Source organism: Rhizobium leguminosarum bv. viciae (assembly GCF_012276115.1).
GTDB classification, from domain to species: Bacteria; Pseudomonadota; Alphaproteobacteria; order Rhizobiales; family Rhizobiaceae; genus Rhizobium; species Rhizobium leguminosarum_T.
The window spans coordinates 204,275-225,068 of the sequence record NZ_WIEU01000001.1 but is presented as its reverse complement, the minus strand read 5'-3'; the positions used below and the strand labels follow the sequence as shown (position 1 = coordinate 225,068).

At 61.1% G+C, this 20,794-nt stretch carries 19 protein-coding genes; 8 read left to right on the top strand and 11 right to left on the bottom strand.

All coding sequences use genetic code 11. The features are described from left to right. Positions 1–33 precede the first annotated feature (33 nt). The 7 genes from GFM02_RS01045 to GFM02_RS01015 all read right to left on the bottom strand — a co-directional run bounded on the left by GFM02_RS01045 (position 34) and on the right by GFM02_RS01015 (position 8,144). Entirely contained in the window at positions 34–1,884 is a 1,851-nt protein-coding gene (locus tag GFM02_RS01045; RefSeq protein ID WP_168320506.1) for a DUF2264 domain-containing protein, read from the bottom strand. Between the two features lie 77 nt (positions 1,885–1,961). After that, positions 1,962–3,236 carry an ABC transporter substrate-binding protein gene (locus GFM02_RS01040; RefSeq protein WP_168320505.1) on the bottom strand — a complete coding sequence of 425 codons (1,275 nt, stop codon included), beginning with the start codon at positions 3,234–3,236 and terminating at the stop codon, positions 1,962–1,964. 40 nt (positions 3,237–3,276) lie between these two features. Beyond that, positions 3,277–4,002, bottom strand: a complete 726-nt coding sequence (locus GFM02_RS01035) for a YesL family protein (protein ID WP_168320504.1) — start codon at positions 4,000–4,002, stop codon at positions 3,277–3,279. A gap of 20 nt (positions 4,003–4,022) precedes the next feature. Continuing rightward, positions 4,023–5,132, bottom strand: a complete 1,110-nt coding sequence (locus GFM02_RS01030; RefSeq protein WP_168320503.1) for an ABC transporter ATP-binding protein — start codon at positions 5,130–5,132, stop codon at positions 4,023–4,025. Positions 5,133–5,147: 15 nt separating this feature from the next. Further along, positions 5,148–6,320: a glycoside hydrolase family 88 protein gene (locus GFM02_RS01025; protein WP_168320502.1), complete on the bottom strand. Its 1,173-nt coding sequence runs from the start codon at positions 6,318–6,320 to the stop codon at positions 5,148–5,150. A gap of 4 nt (positions 6,321–6,324) precedes the next feature. Continuing rightward, on the bottom strand, positions 6,325–7,161 hold the full coding sequence (locus GFM02_RS01020; RefSeq protein WP_011649417.1) for a carbohydrate ABC transporter permease: 837 nt from the start codon (positions 7,159–7,161) through the stop codon (positions 6,325–6,327). Continuing rightward, entirely contained in the window at positions 7,158–8,144 is a 987-nt protein-coding gene (locus GFM02_RS01015; RefSeq protein WP_205930124.1) for a carbohydrate ABC transporter permease, read from the bottom strand. The genes GFM02_RS01020 and GFM02_RS01015 overlap by 4 nt, the downstream gene beginning before the upstream one ends. Before the next feature lie 131 nt (positions 8,145–8,275). Here GFM02_RS01015 and GFM02_RS01010 point away from each other — a divergent pair, with 131 nt between their 5' ends. Next, positions 8,276–10,072, top strand: coding sequence for a heparinase II/III domain-containing protein (locus GFM02_RS01010; RefSeq protein ID WP_168320501.1), 1,797 nt, complete (start codon positions 8,276–8,278; stop codon positions 10,070–10,072). Positions 10,073–10,200: 128 nt separating this feature from the next. Beyond that, positions 10,201–11,028 (top strand): carbohydrate-binding protein, encoded by an 828-nt coding sequence (locus tag GFM02_RS01005; RefSeq protein ID WP_168320500.1) that lies wholly within the window; start codon positions 10,201–10,203, stop codon positions 11,026–11,028. Here GFM02_RS01005 and GFM02_RS01000 read toward each other — a convergent pair. The 3 genes from GFM02_RS01000 to GFM02_RS00990 form a co-directional block, all read right to left on the bottom strand. Beyond that, the gene (locus GFM02_RS01000; protein ID WP_168320499.1) at positions 11,023–12,033 is read right to left on the bottom strand and encodes a GlxA family transcriptional regulator; all 1,011 of its coding nucleotides are present in this window, start codon (positions 12,031–12,033) and stop codon (positions 11,023–11,025) included. The genes GFM02_RS01005 and GFM02_RS01000 overlap by 6 nt on opposite strands. After that, a complete protein-coding gene (locus tag GFM02_RS00995) occupies positions 12,030–12,608 on the bottom strand; it encodes an isochorismatase family protein (protein ID WP_205930123.1) in 579 nt (192 codons plus the stop codon). Before GFM02_RS00995 ends, GFM02_RS01000 begins: the two co-directional genes overlap by 4 nt. Before the next feature lie 191 nt (positions 12,609–12,799). Continuing rightward, positions 12,800–13,528, bottom strand: a complete 729-nt coding sequence (locus tag GFM02_RS00990; RefSeq protein ID WP_163874176.1) for a FadR/GntR family transcriptional regulator — start codon at positions 13,526–13,528, stop codon at positions 12,800–12,802. Positions 13,529–13,730: 202 nt separating this feature from the next. Here GFM02_RS00990 and GFM02_RS00985 point away from each other — a divergent pair, with 202 nt between their 5' ends. Continuing rightward, entirely contained in the window at positions 13,731–13,907 is a 177-nt protein-coding gene (locus GFM02_RS00985) for a CopG family transcriptional regulator (protein WP_168320497.1), read from the top strand. A gap of 18 nt (positions 13,908–13,925) precedes the next feature. On the opposite strand, the gene GFM02_RS00980 is transcribed toward GFM02_RS00985, so the two are convergent. Beyond that, positions 13,926–14,933 (bottom strand): LacI family DNA-binding transcriptional regulator, encoded by a 1,008-nt coding sequence (locus GFM02_RS00980; protein WP_168320496.1) that lies wholly within the window; start codon positions 14,931–14,933, stop codon positions 13,926–13,928. A gap of 207 nt (positions 14,934–15,140) precedes the next feature. Here GFM02_RS00980 and GFM02_RS00975 point away from each other — a divergent pair, with 207 nt between their 5' ends. From GFM02_RS00975 to GFM02_RS00955, 5 genes are all read left to right on the top strand, one after another. Next, on the top strand, positions 15,141–16,463 hold the full coding sequence (locus GFM02_RS00975; RefSeq protein WP_168320495.1) for an alpha-L-fucosidase: 1,323 nt from the start codon (positions 15,141–15,143) through the stop codon (positions 16,461–16,463). Positions 16,464–16,512: 49 nt separating this feature from the next. Beyond that, positions 16,513–17,736, top strand: a complete 1,224-nt coding sequence (locus GFM02_RS00970) for an ABC transporter substrate-binding protein (protein ID WP_168320494.1) — start codon at positions 16,513–16,515, stop codon at positions 17,734–17,736. A 77-nt stretch (positions 17,737–17,813) separates the two neighbouring features. After that, a complete protein-coding gene (locus GFM02_RS00965) occupies positions 17,814–18,788 on the top strand; it encodes a carbohydrate ABC transporter permease (protein ID WP_205930152.1) in 975 nt (324 codons plus the stop codon). Next, entirely contained in the window at positions 18,778–19,662 is an 885-nt protein-coding gene (locus tag GFM02_RS00960; RefSeq protein ID WP_168320493.1) for a carbohydrate ABC transporter permease, read from the top strand. The genes GFM02_RS00965 and GFM02_RS00960 overlap by 11 nt, the downstream gene beginning before the upstream one ends. A gap of 188 nt (positions 19,663–19,850) precedes the next feature. Next, positions 19,851–20,780, top strand: a complete 930-nt coding sequence (locus GFM02_RS00955) for a substrate-binding domain-containing protein (RefSeq protein WP_168320492.1) — start codon at positions 19,851–19,853, stop codon at positions 20,778–20,780. Positions 20,781–20,794 lie beyond the last annotated feature (14 nt).

Below are 20,794 nucleotides of genomic sequence, written 5' to 3'. Positions count from 1 at the left end.
TGGCGGTCGAAACCCGGAAGCCAGTGCTTCAAGCTACGTCCTGAGGGCGAATGCCGGCACGCGTACGCCTTTCTCGCGAAAGAACCGCTCCACCTCGTCGAGGCGAGGACAGGCCGGCGGGTTATCGAGCGGCTTTGCCCAGTTTTCACGGCGGGGCAGGGCCATCGCGGCGGTCACCAGCACGGTGGTTCCGGGGCCGCTTTCGCCGCGCAGCTGCGGCAGCAGGGTCTTGGCGTGGATGAGATTGGTGTTTGGGATCGGGCTTAACGCATGGCCGGCCCTTGGATTGGGCGATAGATCGACGATGGCGCTGACGTCGGTCCGTCCGTACCAGACGGCCCGGCCATCGCTTACATCGGAGCGATCGGCATTGAAATCCGCGCGTTCGATCGCAAACCCGCCCTCGATGGTCATCAGGGTGCGCGGCGTGGCGATGCGGTGGATGCGAATGTGCCACGGGTTTTCGGGAAGCAGCCAGGTTTCGATGGTGACATCGCCCCAGGGGCGCCAACGCGAATAGAGCAGGTCACCTGTTATCAACGCCTCTTCGAGAGTTTCCCGCATGCGGAAATGGACGCCGTCATCGGAGAGACCGAGCATGCCGTCGAAGCTTGCGGCGGAGAAATTCCGGTCGTCGGCTTCGATATTGAAGGCGTAGCGCGTGGAATAGACGAATTTCGAATATTTCTCGTTTGCGCCGAGCATCTTGTCGTGCTGCTGCCCTGAGGAGAGTACGACTACATTTCCCGGCGTGTGCATGGCGACCATTCCCGCCGGCTTCAACGCAACCGGCTCCGGAAATTCCGGCTGCGGCCCCTCCTCGGCGGTCCAGAACGGATGACCCTGCGGAAGAGCGAGCGGCAGGAAGAATTTCAGCGCCCAATAGGGTGAACCGGGCGAGTTGTAGCTCTCGCTCATGAAGAGGTTCGGATAGCCGTAGCCGACCGAGAGAACGCCGTCGCGATCGGCAATCGGCATCGCCGACCACCATCGGATATGGCGCATGTAATAGCCCTTGATCTCCGCCCAGGGCAGCGCTTCGACGCCGGCAAAGGCAAGCGCGCCCCAGAAACCTCCCGTCGCGAAGCGGTAGGTCTGGCTGCGGCCGAAGGCTAGGGCTGCTCCATCCGGGCCGAACCAGTGGCGGATATCGCTGGCGAAGATCTCGGCTCGATCGCGGAAGCGATCCTTGCGCGCCTCGTCGCCCTTGGCCAGCACCGCATAGATCAGGCCGTAGAAATGCATGGCGAAGGGAATGTAATGATCGACCCGCCGAACCGGCCCGTCGCGATACCAACCGTCGCCGAGGTCGAAGGCCTCCAATTCGTCGAGATAGGCCAGGGTTTTCCGGTGATCGAACGCCACGCTCACGCGTTCCAGCCCGAGATCGATGAGCACACGGAAGAATTTCCAGTTGTTGTCGATGAATTCCAGCTCGCGCGCTCTGAGAAGATAGGCAGCGACCGTCTTCTTCTCGCTGTCGTCAAGCGGTTCCCAGATGTGCTCGGGCACGAGCGCCAGGGCGAAGCCGACGGCGGCGAGCTCGACCAGCCGCTGATTGCGGTCGGCCAGATCGCCCCAATATTCGGGATGAGCGGGATTGGTGCCGTTTGCCAGCCCGCGGCGATAGAGATCCCAATGCGGAAACGCGCCGCCGCCGGCAACGAGCGGAACGATCCCCCAGAGCGGCCGCGCAAATCCCTCCAGATCCGCCGCTGCCCGGTCGAAGATCGCGCCGGCCGCACCGAGGCGCACACGGGCGCCGCCCTCGGAAAAATACGGCAGCAGAGGCTCGAAGAGATCAGTGACGGCCTTGGCAAGGTCGTCACGCGTCTTCAAGGGATTGCCGAAAAGCGGATTGGCCCGGGCGGGATCATATATCATTGTCAGGCTCGAAATTCATGAAAAACAGGATCGGCCGCGGGCAGATATTGCCCGCGGCCGTCGACATTTCTGGACGCCTACTTGATGGCCTTCACGCCTTCGGTCATTTCCTTCAGCCCATCATCGACGGAGGTGCTGTCGGTCATGATCGCGTCATGCGCACGGTTGAGTACGACTTCGATCTTGGCGGCGTTCGGGTTGACTGCCATCTCCAGGTAGGTTTTCGACGGCTTCAGCGCCTCCTTACTGGCCGCATCCTCGGGAAAACCGGGTGTTGCCGCGATCTTGGCGCTGACATCATCCGTCTTGAGCGCAGGGAAAGTGCCCGTCGACGCGATGACTGCTGCGCCCTCAGGACCGGTGACGAACTTGATGAAATCGAGAGCGGCATCCTTGTGAACGGAGTTGGCGTTGACCGCCAGGCCCGAGATCTGCGCAGCGGTCGTGCCGGTTGCCACACCGTCGGGATGCGGGAACTTCACGATGCCCCAATTCTTGCTCTTCGATTCACCCGATTTCACCTTGGTGATCTGGGTGCCGACGAACCAGGTTCCCATTGGCAGCATGCCGATCGTGCCATTGAAGAAGAGCGCCGAATAATGTGTGTTCGACGTCTTCAGGAAGGCATAGGAGGGAATCGCGCCATCCTTCTGCAGGGTCAGCGCCCGCTCGTACCAGGGCTTCAGGAAGCCGTATTCGCCGTCGACCAGCGTGTGTTTTCCGTCGAGGATGGCGGGCAGCTGAACGGTTGACCGCCAGGTGTGCAGAAGCGCGCCGTAGGTCTTGTTGGTGCCCATGCCGCCCGAAAGCTTCTCGGCGGTCTCGTCGAACTGCGCCCAGGTCATGTCATTGGTGGGGTAGGGGACGCCTGCCTTGTCGAATATATCCTTGTTGTAATAGACGACCCAGAAATCGGACCGGAACGGCAGGGAGTAGATCTTGCCGTCGATGGTCAGCTCCTCGATCAGGCCGCCATAGGGGGCCGGGTCGATCTTCTGATCTTTCACGAAGCCGCTGAGATCGGCAATGTTGCCGGCGCGCACCAGATTGGCGTAGCCCGGCACATCCTTGATGGTGACGATGTCGATGTCCTTGGAGCCGCCCGTCAGCTGGGTCGAGATCATCTGCTGGTAGTCTTGCGAACCGAGATCCATCGGCTCGAATTTCACGTTTGGGTGCTTGGCCTGATAGGCCTCGATCAGCGGCTTGTAATAGGCGGTCTTGTCCCAATCCCACAAAGCCCATTTGAGCGTCACGACGTCCTGGGCAAGCGCTGCCCCGGCCGTCATCGCCGCCAAGGTGAACCCCGCCACGGCAAGTTTCACCGTCCCCCCGAATTTATCCAAATACATTCCCGTTCTCCTTCCCTGGATCATCTCTGGATCAGTTATTTTAAGAAGCGTCTCGTCTATGCGGTTCGCGGTGCGGCTGTGTTGCGTTTGGCAGGTCTAGAACCGTCACCGCCGCCCGATGGACGCCGAATGCGACGGCGAACATTCCGAGTGAAAAATTGAAGGTTGCCGGCATGAACACCGAAACCGGATAGAAGAGGATGTGCGCCAGCCAGAGGCTGGCGGTAAGGGCGAGCGCTGCAAGCGCCGGGAGCGGACGGATGACGGAGGCGAGGGCGGCGAGGCGCAGCAGCCTCAGAGCCGGCAGATCGCGCATCACCATCAAAACGAAGAGATGGCAGGCGAGGACCGCGACGAAGGCGGTAGCGACGAGGGCGATCGTCAGTGGTGCGCTCAGCAATAGATTGTCCCGCGCGCCGGCGCCATAGGTTGCGATCGCATAGAGGCAGACTGCGAGAGCGCCCGCCAGCGCCAGGCCCCAAGCCGTGGCGCGCCAGAAGTAGCGCAGAAAGGCTTCCGTGAAGTCCCGCAGCAGATAGGTGTTGCGATCTTCCACAAGAGCCACCGAGACCCGGGCCATGGCGGCGAGCGCTGCCGGCAGCGTCACGACGAAGAGGCCGGTCAGGATGAAGAGGATGTTCAGCTTGACCATCTCCCACCACTCGCGGACGAGGATCTCGGCGAACAGGGCAAGGCCGGTTCTCTTCGGCGCATCCTTCGGAATGCCCGGCCCCTCTCTCGTCCACATGTCCCGCAACCACTGCATAGCCATCTCCCGCAGGCGTCTCAGTATAGAATCGAGCGTTCCGTTTCCTTGTCGAACAACTGCGCATTGGTCATATCGGCAACCAGCATCGCCTCTTCGCCGATATCAGGCCGGTAGCGCGGCGAGACACGGGCGATGAGATTGCGCCCGCCCGCCACCATGTTCAGGTGCACTTCCGAGCCCATCGGCTCGGCAAGTTCGACGATCGCCTTGAGGGGCGCCAGGTTCTCCGGTGCGATGTCGGCCGGCGGCAATTCGTGGAAATTCTCCGGACGGATGCCGAGCACCAGTTCGCGGCCCTCGTAGGGGGCGATCCTGGCCTTGTCGAAATGGGCGGGTAGCGGCAGTTCTCGGCCGTCGAAGACGGCGATATAGCCGTCGCCCCGTCGCAGAATGGTCGAGGGCAGCATGTTCATCTGCGGTGCGCCGATGAAGCCGGCGACGAACATATTGACGGGGCGATCATAGAGGTTCTGCGGCGTATCGACCTGCTGGATATGCCCGTCTTTCATGACGACGATCCGGTCCGCCATGGTCATCGCTTCCACCTGGTCGTGGGTGACGTAGATGAAGGTGGCGTCGAGGCGCTTGTGCAGCTTGGTGATTTCGGAGCGCATCGTCCCGCGCAGCTTGGCGTCGAGGTTGGAAAGCGGCTCGTCGAGAAGGAAGACCGCCGGATTGCGCACCATGGCGCGGCCAAGCGCGACGCGCTGGCGCTGGCCGCCCGAAAGCGCCTTCGGCTTGCGGTTCAGGAGATGAGAGATGTCGAGAATCCTGGCGGCGTCCTGCACCTGGGCATCGATGAAGTCGCGCGACACCTTCCTGAGCTGCAGGCCGAAAGCCATGTTCTTGTAGACGGTCATATGCGGATAGAGCGCATAATTCTGGAAGACCATGGCGATATCCCGATCCTTGGAGGGAACGTCGTTCATGACGTCGCCGCCGATCCTGAGCTCTCCTCCCGATATCTCCTCGAGGCCGGCGATCATCCGCAGCGTCGTCGATTTGCCGCAGCCGGAGGGGCCGACCAGAATGATGAATTCCTTGTCTGCGATCTCGAGGTCGATGTCATGGACGACGGTGAGCGCACCGTAGCTCTTGTTCAGCTCTTTAAGCGAAATGCTGGCCATCGGGTTCTCCTGAATTCACCAGTAGGAAGACCAGCTGCGCGAAAGGCGCGTCAAAGCTTCCATGTAATAATAATCTCCCCAGGAGACGCATTCATCGACACCCTCGCCGCGGCAGGTGTTGAACGGCGATTTTTTCGAATAGGTGGCGTGCAGCACCAGCCCGTTCGAGACGCTGGGATCCTTGACCGCATAGTGATCCGCAAGGCTCTTCATCATGCGCCGCGCCAGCGTGCGATAGCGTGCTGCCGGTTCCGGCTCGACGAGATCGGCCATCTCCAGAAGGCCGCAGGCGGTGATCGATGCCGACGAACTGTCGCGCGGCTCGCCGTCGCCGTCCGAAAAGACGAGATCCCAATAAGGCACCATGTCGGCCGGCAGCCGGTTGAGATAGAAGGCGAGCAGCCGGTCGAAGGTCCGGCGATATTCCTCGATCCGCTCATAACGATAGGACAGCGCCATTCCAGCGATTGCCCAGGCCTGTCCGCGCGCCCATGCGCTGTCGTCCCTGTAGCCCTGCTTGGTGGCGCCGCGCACCGGCGCTCCCGTGACCGGGTCCATATAGAAGGTATGATAGGTGGAATCATCCGGCCGAACCGAGTTGGCGAGCGTGGTGCGGGCGTGAATGAGCGCGATCTCGCGGTATTTCGGATCGCCTGTTTCGCGGCTTGCCCAGTAGAGAAGCGGCAGGTTCAGCAGGCAGTCGATGATGTAGCGGTATTCTTCCGCCTTGCCCTTGCGGCCCCAAGCCTGGATGAACTGGCCGACGGGCTGGAAGCGCTCGATCAGCTGGTCGGCGGCGAGGATCGCCGCCTTGCGGCCGTCCTCGTCTCCGACGAGCTTCCAGCCGGCGATGCAGGAGGGCGAATAGAGAAAGCCCATGTCGTGATGATCCGTCTCGATGCGGTTCACGATCCGATGCAGGAACGACTGGACCTGGACCTGCGCTGCATCCCGAAAGACCGCCTCGCCGCTGTGCTCGAAAGCGAGCCACAGCTCGCCGGGCCAGAAGCCCGCGGTCCATTGGGTGTTCGCTACCGCGGGATAGAAATTTCCGACGCTCGAATGGTTCTGCGAGGCATGGGTGAATTGGATGAGGTTGCGCCTAATCTGCTCGACGGCAAGATCGAGCGCGGCTTTGACCTCCTGGTCGGCGATCGGCTGCGGGGCGACGGACGAGACGGCATTCATGGATTTAACCCTTCAGTCCCGTCGAGGCGATGCCCTCGACGAAGAAACGCTGGAGAGAGAGGAAGACGACGAGAACCGGAATGAGGGCGACGACGGAGGCCGCCATGATCAGCCCGTATTCGGCCGAATATTGCGAGATGAACATGCGCAGGCCGATCTGGACGGTCTTCAGCTCGGTCTTGGTCAGGTAGATCATCGGCCCGAGAAAATCGTTCCAGGTGGTGACGAAGGTGAAGATCGTCAGCGTCGAGAGCGCGGGCTTGGACAGCGGCAGCATGATGCGCGCCCAGATCTGGTACTCGTTCATGCCGTCGATGCGGGCCGCCTCGCAGAGTTCGGTCGGGATCGACATGTAGAACTGCCGCATCAGGAAGACGCCGAAGGCAGTGAAGGCCTGCAGGCAGATCAGCGCCAGATGCGTGTTGTTGAGGCCGAATTCACGCATCAGCAGGAATTGCGGCACCATATAGACTTGCCAGGGCATGGCGATGGTGGCGATGTAGCCGAGGAACAGGGTGTTCTTGTAGGGGAAATTCAGCTTGGCGAAGGCGTAGGCGGCAAAGCTGGAGGTCAAAAGCTGCAGCAGCGTGACGATGATCGTCAGCTTCGACGTGTTGTAGATGAACAGCGCAAGCGGGATCTTCGTCCAGATATCCACGTAGTTCTGCCATTGCGGCTCGGACGGTATCCACTCGATCGGGAAGGCGAAGACGTCGCGGCTGAGCTTCAGCGATGCCGAAAGCATCCAGGCAAAGGGCATCAGCATGATGAGCGTGACGGCGATGACGATGGCGTAGATCGCGACCGATCTGACGGTCACCTTGCGTCCTGCGATCCTCATGCCTCGTCCTCCCTCTGGCGCCGGAACTGGAAGACAGTGACGGCAAGCACGAGGAAGAACAGCACGAGCGAAACCATGCTGGAATAGCCGAGATCCCAGGAAATGAATGCTTCGTTGTAGATGTGATAGACGAGGACGAGCGTCGAGGTTCCAGGCCCGCCCTGGGTGATCATGTAGATCTGGTCGAACACCTTGAAGGACTGGATCGTCAGCATCACGGTCACGAAGAAGGTCGTCGGCCCGAGCTGCGGCACGGTGACATGGATGAACTTCTGCCAGGCATTGGCCCCATCAAGATCGGCGGCCTCATAGAGCTCTGAATTGATGCCCTGCAGGCCGGCCAGATAGATGACCATGTAATAGCCCATATTCTTCCAGATGCCGAAGAGGATCACCGTCACCATCGCCCAGTGGCGATCGGCCGCCCATCCCGGCATGTTCTTGGGATCGAGGCCGAGCGTGTAAAGGATCATGTTCACCGGTCCCATCTCGGGATTGAAGATCATGTTCCAGACGACCGCGACGGCCACCAGCGAAGCGACATAGGGAAAGAACATTGCCGTGCGGAAGAAATCGCGCCCGGCGATCTTCTGGTTGAGGAGAACGGCGAGGCCGAGCGCGCAGATGAGCGTCGCCGGCACGGAGGCGACTGTGTAGATGACCGTGTTCCAGAACGCGGCGATAAAGGCCTTGTCCTCGAAGAGCCGCCAGAAATTATCCAGCCCGGCGAATGTGATCGCATTCGAGCCGTCCCAATGCATGAAGGCGAGCGCGAAGGCGAACAGGATCGGGCCGAGCGTGAAGACGGCAAAGCCGATGAAATTCGGGGCAATGAAGGAATAGGCGACGAGCGCGCTGCGCATCCTGCGCTGGCGCTTGGACAAGACCGCGACTTTTCGGCTTGAGATTGCCGGAGCGCCATCCGTCGCGATGACCGAATTCGATATGGACACCGATGCCTCCTCTTCCTCCCGCAACCACATAGCACATATCCGGTATTGGTCAAACAAGTTCTGAATAGATCATACGAATTTCATGGAAAGCGCAAAACACATATGATAGGTGAGCATGAAGGCCAAGCGCTCATCGATGCTTTTCCAGTGCGGGGAGGGACATGTTCAGCGAGATTTCAGAGGAGCTGCCGGATATGCTGGGCGATTTCACGCCCGGGGCGGTGGGCTCCGATCGCCCCAGATGGAACTCCGTGCCGCAGGCGGTACGGGAGCTGGTCATTGGCGAGGCCGAAGAGACGCTTGCGCGCACCTTTCCGCTGATCACGGCGTCGGATTACCGGGCGTTCACCGAAACCGGCAATCGCGCGCGCTTCGAGGAGCTATATTTCACGCGGCGCCGGATGCTCAACAATCTGGTGCTCGGCGAACTCATCGAAGCCAAGGCGCGCTTCCTGCCGAAGGTCGTCGACGGCATCTTCCTGATCGCGGAGGAGAGCGGCTGGCAGCTTCCGGCGCATAACGCCTATGAACGAAGCGGCGCACGCTTGCCGCTTCCCGACAATTCGCAGCCGGTCGTCGATCTCTTCGCCGCCGAAACGGCCGCCCTGCTTGCCACCATCGTCGCATTGCTGGGCGACGAGCTCGACGGCATCAGCCCCGAGATTGCGGCACGCGTCGAGCGCGAGATCGAGATCCGCATCCTTTCGCCCTATCTCGGCCGACATTTCTGGTGGATGGGTCGCGGCGAAGAGCGGATGAACAACTGGACGGCATGGATAAGCCAGAACGTCCTGTTGACGGTCTTCTCCCTGAAAACAAGTCAGCCCACGCGTCACGCCGTCGTCAAAAAGGCGCTCGGCAGCCTCGACGCCTTCCTGAAGGACTATGCCGAGGATGGCGCCTGCGAGGAGGGCGTACTCTATTACCGTCACGCCGCGCTCTGCCTGCATGGTGCTTTGACCATCCTGGATACGGTGGCGCCAGGCCTGTTCGGCCGATTTTGGCAACAGCCGAAGATCCGCAACATGGCTGAATATATCGCTCACATGCATGTGGCCGGCCGCCACTATTTCAATTTCGCGGATTCTTCCGCGGTGGTCGAACCCTGCAGCGCGCGGGAATACCTATTGGGGCGGGCGGTCGGCTCTGAGATGCTGGCTGAGTTCGCGGCAGCCGACAGGGTCGCGTCCGCCAATCCGCACCTGCCGGGGGAATGGAACCTCTGGTATCGGGTGCAGGAACTGCTGGTCGGCCCGACGCTTTCCGCTGCCGCGGAGCCGCATCCTGCGTCCCGGCGCGATATCTTCTATCCTGGCATCGGTCTGTTCATCGCCCGCGACGAGCAGTTTTCGCTTGCCGTCAAGGGCGGCAACAACGGCGAGGGCCACAATCACAATGATGTCGGGAGCGTGACGCTTTACAAGAACGGAAATCCGTTCCTGATCGATGTCGGCGTCGAGACCTATACCGCAAAGACCTTTTCGGCGCGGCGCTACGAGATATGGACGATGCAGTCGGCGTTCCACAACCTGCCGACATTCGCAGGTGTCATGCAGTCCGCCGGCGAAGCCTTTGGCGCGCGCGACGTCGAGATCGGGTTTGACGAACGGAGCGCGCGCATATCGCTCGATATTTCAGGCGCCTATCCCCCCGAAGCGCAGTTGCACAGCTACCGCCGCGTCGTTTCCCTGCTGCGCGGCCGCCATGTCGAGATCGTCGACACTTATGACGGGGGCAAGCCGGCGGTCCTGTCGCTGATGACATGCCTGGCGCCGACCGTCAGCCCAGACAGGATCGATCTGGCAGATCTCGGCAGCATTTTCGTCGTCGGCGCCGGCGAGATCGAAATCGACGAGATCGTCGTTACGGACGCCCGGCTGAGATCGGCCTGGCCTGAGAAAATCTACCGGCTGCGCGTGAGGTTTGCCGAAAGGCTCCTGAGATTGCGGATCGTCTAGAACGGGATGGCTTTAGGCCGGGGTCGGCCTGAAGTCCTGAATACTGTTCTAAATTAAAGAGTTATAGCATGATGTCGTCCGAAAAAACCACTCACAGTTTTCGGCATCATGCTCTGGGGAGGGCGAGCATGGAATTGACGCTGAAGATCGTGGATGCCGAGGGGGCGGTGCTGGCGAGTTCCACAGGCCGGGACGAGACGGTCCTGGTCTATCGCCAGAACTATCATGAAGGCGATCGCGTTGTCGTGGAGGTTTCCGAGCCTGGGCATGTCTTCCTCTCCCTTGATGGCGCGATCCAACCCGGCCTGGTCTATATGAAGGAATGCGCCTATTCGCTCGCCGTACCCTTCGGCGACAAGCGCAAGCCCTATTCGCCAAATGCCTTCAGGGGCGATATTCACCGGCTTTCAGCGCGAAGCACACGGCCGGACGAGATCATTCACCGGCGCAATCTCGCCCTGAATCCCTGGGACGATCACGCCAATCGGGCTCTGTTTCCGCATGCGCGCGCCAACGTCGAGACCCGGGGCGAAGCGGTCTTTGCCGCGCGCAACGCGATCGACGGCGAGAAGGCCAACGATGATCACGGCTTCTGGCCCTATACGAGCTGGGGCATCAATCGCGATCCGCAGGCGGCCCTGACGGTGGAATTCGGCAGGCCGGTCAGGATCGACGAGATCGTTTTCTATCTTCGGGCTGACTTCCCGCATGATTCCTGGTGGGAGGAGGCCAGCGTCACCTTCTCGAACGGCAGGACCTCCTGCTTTCCGCTGGTGAAATCAGGCGCCGCCCAGGCCTTTCCGGTAGAGCCCTGCATCATCGAATGGGTGGAACTGCACGGCCTGATCAAGGCCGAGGACACCTCGCCCTATCCGGCGCTGACCCAAATCGAAATCTGGGGAACCGAGGTGCCGAAGACCGGGCTCAATCCGTCCGCCCTTCCGATTGCGCTATGAGCCTGTAAGCAGCCTCGGGCGTGCCGAGCTCGGCGGGCCGTCGTTCAGACGGTTCCAGGCGCGGCGTAGCTGCCGTGCCGAGCCGAAGCCGGCGCGCATCGCGACGGCCTCCATGTCCAGCCTTGAACCGGCGAGCATCTCGCGGGCAAGAGCCACGCGCATAAGGTTGACGAAATCCGTCACGCTCATGCCCGTCTGCTCGTTGAACAGCCGTGAAAGGTTGCGCGGGCTGGCGCCGCTGAGGCGGGCGAGCGACGCCACCGACCAGTCCTCAGACGGGTTGGCGGCCACGGCATCCTGTGCACGGTGAATGACCGGGTGGATATGGTTGCGACCTTCAAGCCAGGGCGAAAGCTGCGGATCCGAGCCGCCGCGCCTGAGATAGACGACAAGATATCGCGCCACCGCAAGTGCACACGCGTGCCCTGCTGCTTCGGCAACGATATGCAGCATGAGGTCTATGCCGGCGGTGATGCCGGCGCTCGTGAGGCGATCTCCATCCTCGACATAGAGCCGGTTGTCCCGGATGCGCGCGGTGGGAGCGAGCCTCGCCAGATCCTCTATGCAGCCATGATGGGTGGTGCAGTCACGGCCATCGAGCATGCCAGCCTCGGCAGCGAGCAAAGCGCCCGAGCAGATCGAGACCAAACGAATTCCCGGAAGAATGGCGCGCTTCAACCATGCGACGATGGCAGCCTGGTCGGCGCGTTCCTGTTCGTCCCACGGACGGTTGTTTTCCATGGGTGCATCGGCGCTGCCGGCAATGACGACAAGCGCGGCATCGGGCAAGCGCTCGGGTAACGCGGCGACGCCCGTAACGGCAAGACCGATCGAGCTGCCGACCGTCGCCGAGGGGCCGATATAGGTGACGGTAAAACGCACCGTGCGCTGTTCGAGGTTCGCCTTGCGCAGCACTTCGATCGGGCCAGCGACGTCGAGCAGCAGCACGCGCGGCGGCACGACGACGAAGACCGGAATATCGAAGGGCTGCGCGGCGTCGGTCATGCGGCGAGAGCCTTTCCGCTCCCCGCCAGGGCCTGTTCGACGGTAGCGATCCGAGCGAAGCGGCCGGCCAGGACCAGTTCAGTCCGGTCCCGGATCTCCTTGGCGTTCCAGGTGCGTCCTGCGGCATCGGTCATCGGGAAGGTCAGGGTCGCTTCGCCGATATAGTCGACTTGATAGCCGAGATCTGAGGCATGGCGGGTCGTGGTCTCGCAGCACTGTTCGGTGCGGATGCCGGAGACGAGGATACGACGGACGCCGTTCTCGGTCAGCCACACGTCGAGACCGGAGCCGACCAGGGCGCTATGGCGGTTCTTCCTGAACGTCGCCTTGGGAGCGATCCTGAGCGGGGCGAGTGTGCTGACGAACCCGGATGCTTCCGAAAACGGCCCATTTTCATCGACATGGAAAATCTGGATGATGGGTATTCCATCGGCTTCCGCACCGTCGATCAAAGCCTGCTGACGATCGATATAGGCGGAAGCGAGGTTTTCATCCCAATAATCGCGGTGTCTGAAGGACTCCTGGGCGTCGATAACGAGAAGGACAGTATCATGGCCGGACATTTTTTGCTCCATGCAGGTTGATCATGAAGTCATATTCGGCGATTTGAAGACAGGGGAAAATGCGCGTGCCGGACAAATAACGGACAATTCGCGCCAATAGCCAGACTGAAGGCGGCCTTGCGCCAAGAGCCTCGGGGCCACATCCGGCGTCTGCCGGCCGTGCGCATAATCGATCCGACTTCCACGCAATTTCGGATCAGACGTCAGCTCGTAAAGCTTCGCAGGTCCCTCAGCAGATTGCGGTACCTCGCCTGGCTGCCGACCAGATGGTCGCGCATGGCGTTTCGGGCGGCCTGATCGTCTCTGTCCGAGATGGCGACGACGATTGCCTCGTGCTCCTTGTGGATCAGCTTTCGATAGGCGGTCTGTTCGGCCGTCCTCGATTCCGGAACGAGCCTCGACTGCGGGATGATCGCCGAGCCCTGCGATTCCAGGAACTGCCTGAACAGCGGATTGTTCGTGGCTTCGGCGATCGCGGCATGGAGTTCGAGATCCGCATCGCGAATGGATTGATCAGTCTCGATGCATTGGAGGACTTTCCGATGACATTCGAATATCGCCTCCTCCTGTGCCGGCGAGCGGCGCAGGGCTGCAAGGCCCGCCGCCTCGATTTCGACAGGTGTTCTGATCTCGAGTACCTCAAGATCGGAGGCGACGCGGGCTTTGTCGACTTTCCGTGCGGAGAGCGCCGGATCGGCACCGAGCACGAAAATCCCCGCTCCCTGGCGCACCTCGACAAGCCCGTCGGAGCGAAGTGCGGCCACCGCCTCGCGCACGACGGTGCGGCTGACGCTGTGCGTTTCGGTCAGCTCGTGTTCACTTGGAAGCTTGTCGCCGGCGGAATACTGGCCGCTCAATATAGCTTGCCGGAGGCTTTCGCCGACCTGTGAGACCAGCGACCCTGAGCCTTTGCTGCGATCCTTCACCTGCATAGCCACGCCTAACCCCGCATCGGCTCTTGATCCGCAATGCCGTTCGAACGCACGGCATTGCGAAATTCACGATTCATCACACATGTATGACAAATTTCTTCATCGTTCAATGGACGAACGACCGGCCGCTTTTTTCTTGATTGATTTTGCATATGACCAGTATTGGCAGCTATGATCCGGGAACGATGACGAGGAAGCTTCGATGGGGACCAATTTGCCGGTCACACATGTTCCGCTGCCGCCTGCGCAGAAGCAGCGCCTGCGTTTGACGCTGGAGGCGCTGGCCGATGTGGACGAGGGCAATGCCGTCGATCAACGGTCGGTCCAGGCTTGGGCCGATAGCCTCGACGGCGACAGGCCGGTTTCGTTGCCTCGGTGATGAAGTTCAGGCAAGCACTCACAACCGCCTGGTGGACTCTCCGCGCACGAATCTTGGCGTCAGGATAAAATCCTGCGGTGGCGCGGCGGCGGCCTCGGGGCTTGCTATTCTTGCCAGCAGACGTTGTGCCGCCAATTCGCCGAGCTTCTGCGCATCCTGCACCACCATGGTGATGCGGGGTGTGATGACGTTGCTCCAGGGCACGTCGTCGACCATCGCCAGCGACACGTCGTCAGGGCAGCGGAAGCCCATCTCCTGCATCACCTGAAGTGCTGCGAGGCCCGTCATGTTGTTGGCGCCGATAATGGCGGTCGGCCGGTCGCGGCGGGTGAGCAGGCGCATGGCCTGCGCATGGCCTCCGGTTCTGGTGTAGCCGCCTTCGACCACCAGCGAAGGGTCGATGTCCACGCCGGCGCCGGCCATCGTGTTCATGAAGCCCTTCAGGCGTTCGTCGGCAGTGTGCAGGCCGCTCGGACCGGAGATGAAGCCGATCCGCCTGTGGCCGAGCTGCAGCAGATGTTCGGTCAGGATGGTGGTGGTCAGAGGGTTGTCGGAGCCGACAAAATCACGCTCGGCGCCTTCCAGCTTCTGGTCGAACATCACGATCGGGGTCTTGAAGTCGCGCAGGAACGTGGCGTAGTCCTCGCCGCGCCCGTTTGCCGCCAGCGCAATGCCGGCGATCTTCTGCGCCTCCAGCCGCTCCAGCAGCGCCCGTTCGAGATCGGCCCTGCCGGAGGAGTCGGCGATCAGGACGAAATAGCCGTGATCGAGCGCCTGGTGCTCGATCTCTCGGCGAATGTCGCCGAAGAACATGTTGCCGAGATTGGCCGAAACGAAACCGATCAGCGAGCTGCGTCCGCGCGCCAGCGTCTGGGCAACCGGGTCGATGCGGTAACCGGTCGATTTTATCGCCTGCTGAATGCGGTCGAGCGTCTGGGCGCCGACCCGCTTCGGGCTGTTGAGCGCAAGCGAGACGGTCGAGATGGAAACCCCCGCAAGGCGCGCTACGTCTCGTATCGTGGTCATGTCTGTCGAACCGGTTCTAATGCCTTGTTATGTCCGATTTTATTGGTCGGCGCAACACTCGTGCTACAAATCGGTTGTTTCATAGGGTTTGCCTCAGTGATCTTTCGATCGCGAATTTCGACTTGACAGACATCGGATGAGGCGAGATGATCATTTACCGAACCGGTTCGATATGATGTTGAGCCGGAAAACAGGGAGGAGAAACCTGTGACGAGTTCGGAACGCCAGCCGGAAAATCCGGCATTGGGAGGGGCGGAGCAGCACGCCTGGTTCAGCCAGGATCGCCTGGGCATGTTCATCCATTGGGGTCTTTATGCCTTAGGGGCCCGGCACGAGTGGTTGAAGAACCGGGAAGAGCTGACCGACGAGCATTACCAGCGCTATTTCGACAATTTCGATCCCGATCTCTACGACCCCAGGGAATGGGCGCGGCGGGCCCGTCTTGCCGGCATGAAATATGTCGTGGTGACGACCAAGCATCACGAGGGTTTCTGCCTCTGGGACAGCAAGGTGACGGACTACAAGGCGCCGAACACGCCCTGTGGCAAGGATCTGCTCACGCCGCTGGTCGACGCCTTCCGTGCCGAAGGGCTGAAGATCGGCTTCTACTATTCGCTGCTTGACTGGCACCATCCCGATTTCCCGATCGACGTTCACCATCCACTGCGCAACCATCCCGACGCCAAGGCGCTGAATGCCGGCCGTAACATCGCCAACTACGCTGCCTATATGCGCGAACAGGTGCGCGAGCTGCTGACCGGCTTCGGCCGCATAGACATCATCTGGTTCGATTTCAGCTATCCCGGGCGCGAATATCGCGGCCTGCCCGGCAAGGGGCGCGCCGATTGGGAGAGCGAGCGGCTGGTCGATCTGGTGCGCGAGCTGCAGCCCGGCATCATCGTCAACAACCGCCTCGATCTGCCGCCCGGCACCCTGCCTGACGTGACGACGCCGGAGCAATATACGCCGCGGGTCGCCCCCGCCATCGCCAGCCAGGGGGTGCTCTGGGAAGCCTGCCATACGTTCAGCGGCTCCTGGGGTTATCACCGCGACGAAGATACTTGGAAAAGCCCGGAACAGATCATCCAGCTGCTGATCGATTCCGTCTCGCTCGGCGGTAACCTCCTGATGAATGTCGGCCCGACCGGCCGGGGCACGCTCGATGCGCGCGCGAGCGCTGCGCTGGAGGTCTACCAGAACTGGATGGCCGTCAATGGGCGTTCCATCTACGGGGCAGGGCCATCCCGCTATCCGGCGCCGGCCGGCTGCCGTTACACCCAGCGCGGCAACCGCCTCTATCTCCATGTCTACAACTGGCCCTACCGCCACATCCATATCGAACGCCTCGCCGACAGGATCGCCTATGCGCAGTTCCTACATGACGCCAGCGAAGTGCGCTGGCTCAGCCAGACGAAGGAAGTGGATTCCAACATCGGCGTGATGGTGCCGGAAGGCATGATCACGCTCGAACTGCCGGTCCGGCAACCTGACGTTACCGTCCCGGTGATCGAGATCGTCCTCAAGGCGTGAACTCGGTCGCACGCGCGTATTCCTTGCGTCATGGAGGGAGGAGAAACCCATGAAGGTTCTGAAAAAAACGCTTTTGCTTGCCGCTGTCGGCGGCAGCCTTTTTGCCACGGCCGCGTCGGCCGAGCAGGTCAACCTGACCTGGCAGATGTGGACCGGCTCCGAAACCGACACCAAGAGTTGGCAGCACCTGGCGGAGATGGTGAGTGCCAAGTATCCCGATATCAAGGTGACGCTGACGACGACGGGCTGGGTCGACTATTGGACGCGGCTGCCGGTGCTGGCGGCATCGGGACAGCTCGCCGACATCGTCTCCATGCAGTCGCTGCGCATGCCGAACTTCTATTCGCTGCTCGAGCCGCTGAATGACCGGATCGAGGCCGATAAGTTCGACGTCGCCGCCTTCACACCCTCGATCATCGGCGGCATGTCCGTCGACAAGCAGCTCTATGGTCTGCCTTATGACGTCGGTCCGTGGGTCATCTATTATAACCAGGACGCGCTCGAAGCTGCTGGCGTTCCGCTGCCGAAGCCGGGCTGGACGCTTGCTGAGTTTACCGATGCCGCCAAAAAGCTGACAAAAGACGGCAAGTACGGCTTCGGTATCACCCCGACGAACTATTCGGTCCTGGCCGCGGCCTGGGGCGATAAATACGTCAACGACGCCGGCGAGCTTGACTTGACCAGTGCGAGCGCAGTTGCTGCCGCCGACAGGCTGATCGGCTTTGCAGCCAAGGATAAGATCGCGCCGCTGGTTCCATCAGGTGGCGCGAATCCCGGTGATGTCATCCAAGGGCGGTTCAATTCGGGCAATGTCGCCATGTATATCGACGGCCCCTGGTCGATCATCGGCATGAAGGGTCAGGCGAAGTTCAAAATCGGCCTCACCACCCTGCCGCGCGAAGAGGGCGAACTTTCGGCCGTGACCGCAGGCTCCGGCTTCGGTATTTCCACGACGAGCAAGAACAAGGACGCGGCCTGGAAGGCGATCCAGGTGCTGACCAGTCCGGAAGCCCTGTCCTATCTCGCGGAACAGGGCCGTGCCTTGCCGGCGCGCACTGCGTCGCAATCCGCCTGGTACAAGGTGGCGGCCAAGGACATCACCAACGGCGGCGAGGCCATCGACTATTCCCTGGCGCACTCCGTGCCTTACGTGATCACCAACAACTGGGCAGCGGTGGAAAACCTCTTCAACCAGTATTTCCCGCCGGCTTTCGCCGGCAGCGTCGACGCCAAACAGACGATGGAGTCCATCCAGAGCCTCGCGCAGCAATAAAGCCAGCGCGTCCAGCAGGACGCGCCGTTGCTTTGAAATCTGCGCATGACCGGAAAATCTATTCCGATGTTCGGGTCATGCGCCAGCTCTCGCTGCGGCAGGATCTGCCGCGCATGGAGGAAGACATGTCGCAAAGCGCTGTTGCCGAAGTTCGCTTGCAGCCCGGTCAGCCACGGCGCTTCCTGAAGCCGGAGACGCAGACAGCCATGCTGTTCCTGCTGCCGAGCTTCCTCGGCTTCATGGTCTTCATGGCCTTGCCGATTTTGGCGTCGCTGGCGCTCAGCTTTACCAATTGGCAGCTGATCTCGACGCCATCCTTCGTCGGCCTTCAGAATTACATCAGGCTCTTCACTGTCGATCCGGCCTTCTACACCGTATTGAGCAATACGCTGTTCTTCGCCGTCGAGTATCTGGCGCTGAATATTATCGTCTCGCTGACGCTGGCGGTCTGGATATCGAGCCTGAAGCGCGGCAAGGCGATCTTCCGGGTGATCTTCTTCCTGCCGACCTTTACGCCGACCATCGCGGCGTCGGTGGTGTGGTTGCTGATCTTCACGCCGGACGGGCTGGCCGACACCATCATCCTCGCGCTCGGCCTCGGCCTGCCGAATTTCCTGCTGAGCTCGAGCTGGGCCATGCAGGCGGTCGTGCTCGTCACCCTGTGGGCGAATGTCGGCTACAACGTTGTGATGTTCAACGCCGCGCTCGACCTCGTGCCGAAGCATTATCTCGAGGCGGCGACGATCGACGGCGCCAATGCCTGGCAGCGCTTCTGGCGCATCCGCCTGCCGCTCATCTCGCCGACCATCTTCTTTGGCACAGTGATGACGGCAATCACCTCGCTGCAGGTCTTCGACGAGATATTCGCGATGACGCGCGGCGGTCCGGGCTCGGCAACGGCGACGCTTGGCTTTGCTATCTACCAGAAGGGCTTCACCAACTTCCAGATGGGCTATGCCTCGGCTCTCGCCTGGGTGATGTTCGTCATGATCATGGCGCTCACCATCCTGCAATTCCACATGCAGCGCAAATGGGTGCATTATGACGATTGATCCGACCTCACGGCATCCGCATTCCATGTCCCAGCATCGTCACCGCATATTGCGGCGCGTCGGCACCTTCGTCAGCTACGCGGCGCTTTCGCTGATCGCGCTGCTTTTCCTCTTCCCCTTCTTCTGGATGGTGTCGAACGCGGTGCGCTCCAATGCCGAGGTGATGGCCGTGCCGGTCCGCATCTTGCCCGAGGAATATCATTGGGGAACATTCGTCGAAGCCCTGGTTTCCTTGCCGTTCGGAACCTTCCTGTTGAATTCCTTCGTGGTCGCCTGCGGCGTTACGGCGATCGTGATTGCCGTATCCTGCCTTTCCGCCTACGCCTTCGCCCGGCTGAGATTTCCCGGACGGGAGGGGCTGCTGCTTACCTATCTCAGCACGCTGATGATCCCGCAGGTGATGTTGGTCATCCCGCTCTTCCTCGTCGTCAGCAAGCTCGGCTGGATCAACACCTATCACGGCATGATCCTGCCGGTCGCCTTCAGCTCCTTCGGCACCTTTCTGCTGCGGCAGTTCATCCTCGGCATTCCCAAGGATCTCGACGAGGCGGCGATGATGGACGGGGCTTCGCGCCTGCGCATCCTGGTCACGGTCATCGTTCCACTTGCCATGCCGGCCATCGGCCTGCTGGCGCTGTTCACCTTCATCGCGCAGTGGAAGAGCTTCCTCTGGCCGCTGATCGCCACCAGCGGCGTCGAAATGGCCACGCTGCCGCTCGGGCTCACCCTGTTTCAGACACAGCAGGGCACCGCCTGGAACTACATCATGGCCGGTGCGACGATCTCCATGGTGCCCGGCGTCGTCCTGGCCATCGTGCTGCAGAGGGTGATCTACAAGGGTATCACCGTCAGCTCCGGCTTTGGTGGGCGCTAATCTTCATAAGAACAAAGATTTAAGGGCATCACATCAAGTTTGCTGTGATGCCTTTCGAGTCCGCCCGGTCGCCGCCGAAGAAAGCGCTCGTGCCGCCGCAACCATATCCCCGCTGCTTCTGGCCGAAAAGTAAAATTTAACCAAAATTTGAAATAACGCCTTCATATTCGAATTGCGCAGGGGAATTCATGAAAACGGCCACGCTTGCATCCATCGCCTTGGCGATAACGATCTCTGCTGCCCATGCCCAGACGATCGGGGTTTCGATGTCCGATCTCGACAAATTCAGAACAGCACTTCTGAATGGCGTCGTCTCGCATGGAAAGACAATTTCAGGCCTCAAGCTCGTCACCGAGAGCGCCAAGGGCGACAACGAACTCCAGAAGAAGCAGGTCCAGCAGTTCGTTGCCGACAAGGTCGACGCGATCATTGTTGCCGTCTCCGATGGCGATCTCGGGCCGCAGATGACCAAGATTGCGGCCGACGCGGGCATTCCGCTGATCTACATCAACAACGTCCCTTCCAACCTCATGGACCTGCCTGATAATCAGGTGGTGGTCGCATCCAACGAGAAGGAATCCGGAACGCTGGAAACCAAGCAGGTCTGCACGCTCCTCAAAGGCAAAGGCCGCGTCGTCGTACTGATGGGCGAACCCTTCCATGCAGCCGCCCGCGCCCGTACCCAGGACATATCAGACGTCATCGCCACGCCGGATTGCAAAGGCCTTCAGATCGTCGAGCGGCAGGCCGCCTATTGGTCGAGCGATTATGCCGACCAGCAGATGCAAGAATGGCTGTCGGCCGGCGTCAAGTTCGACGCGGTCATCGCCAATAATGACGAGATGGCGCTCGGTGCGATCCGGGCCATGAAGAAGAACAATATCCCGATGAAGGGCGTCGTCGTCGCCGGCGTCGACGCGACCGACGACGCGCTCGCCGCGATGGTGGCCGGCGATCTCGACGTCACCATTCTCCAGAGCGCCGTCGGACAGGGCGCTGCCGCTGTCGACGCCGCCGTCAAGCTGATCCGCAAAGAGAAGGTGCCGCGGGAAAACAACGTTCCCTTCGAACTCGTCACACCTGAGAACATTGCCACCTATCTGCCGAAGAGCCAGTGAGCATAAGAGGACTA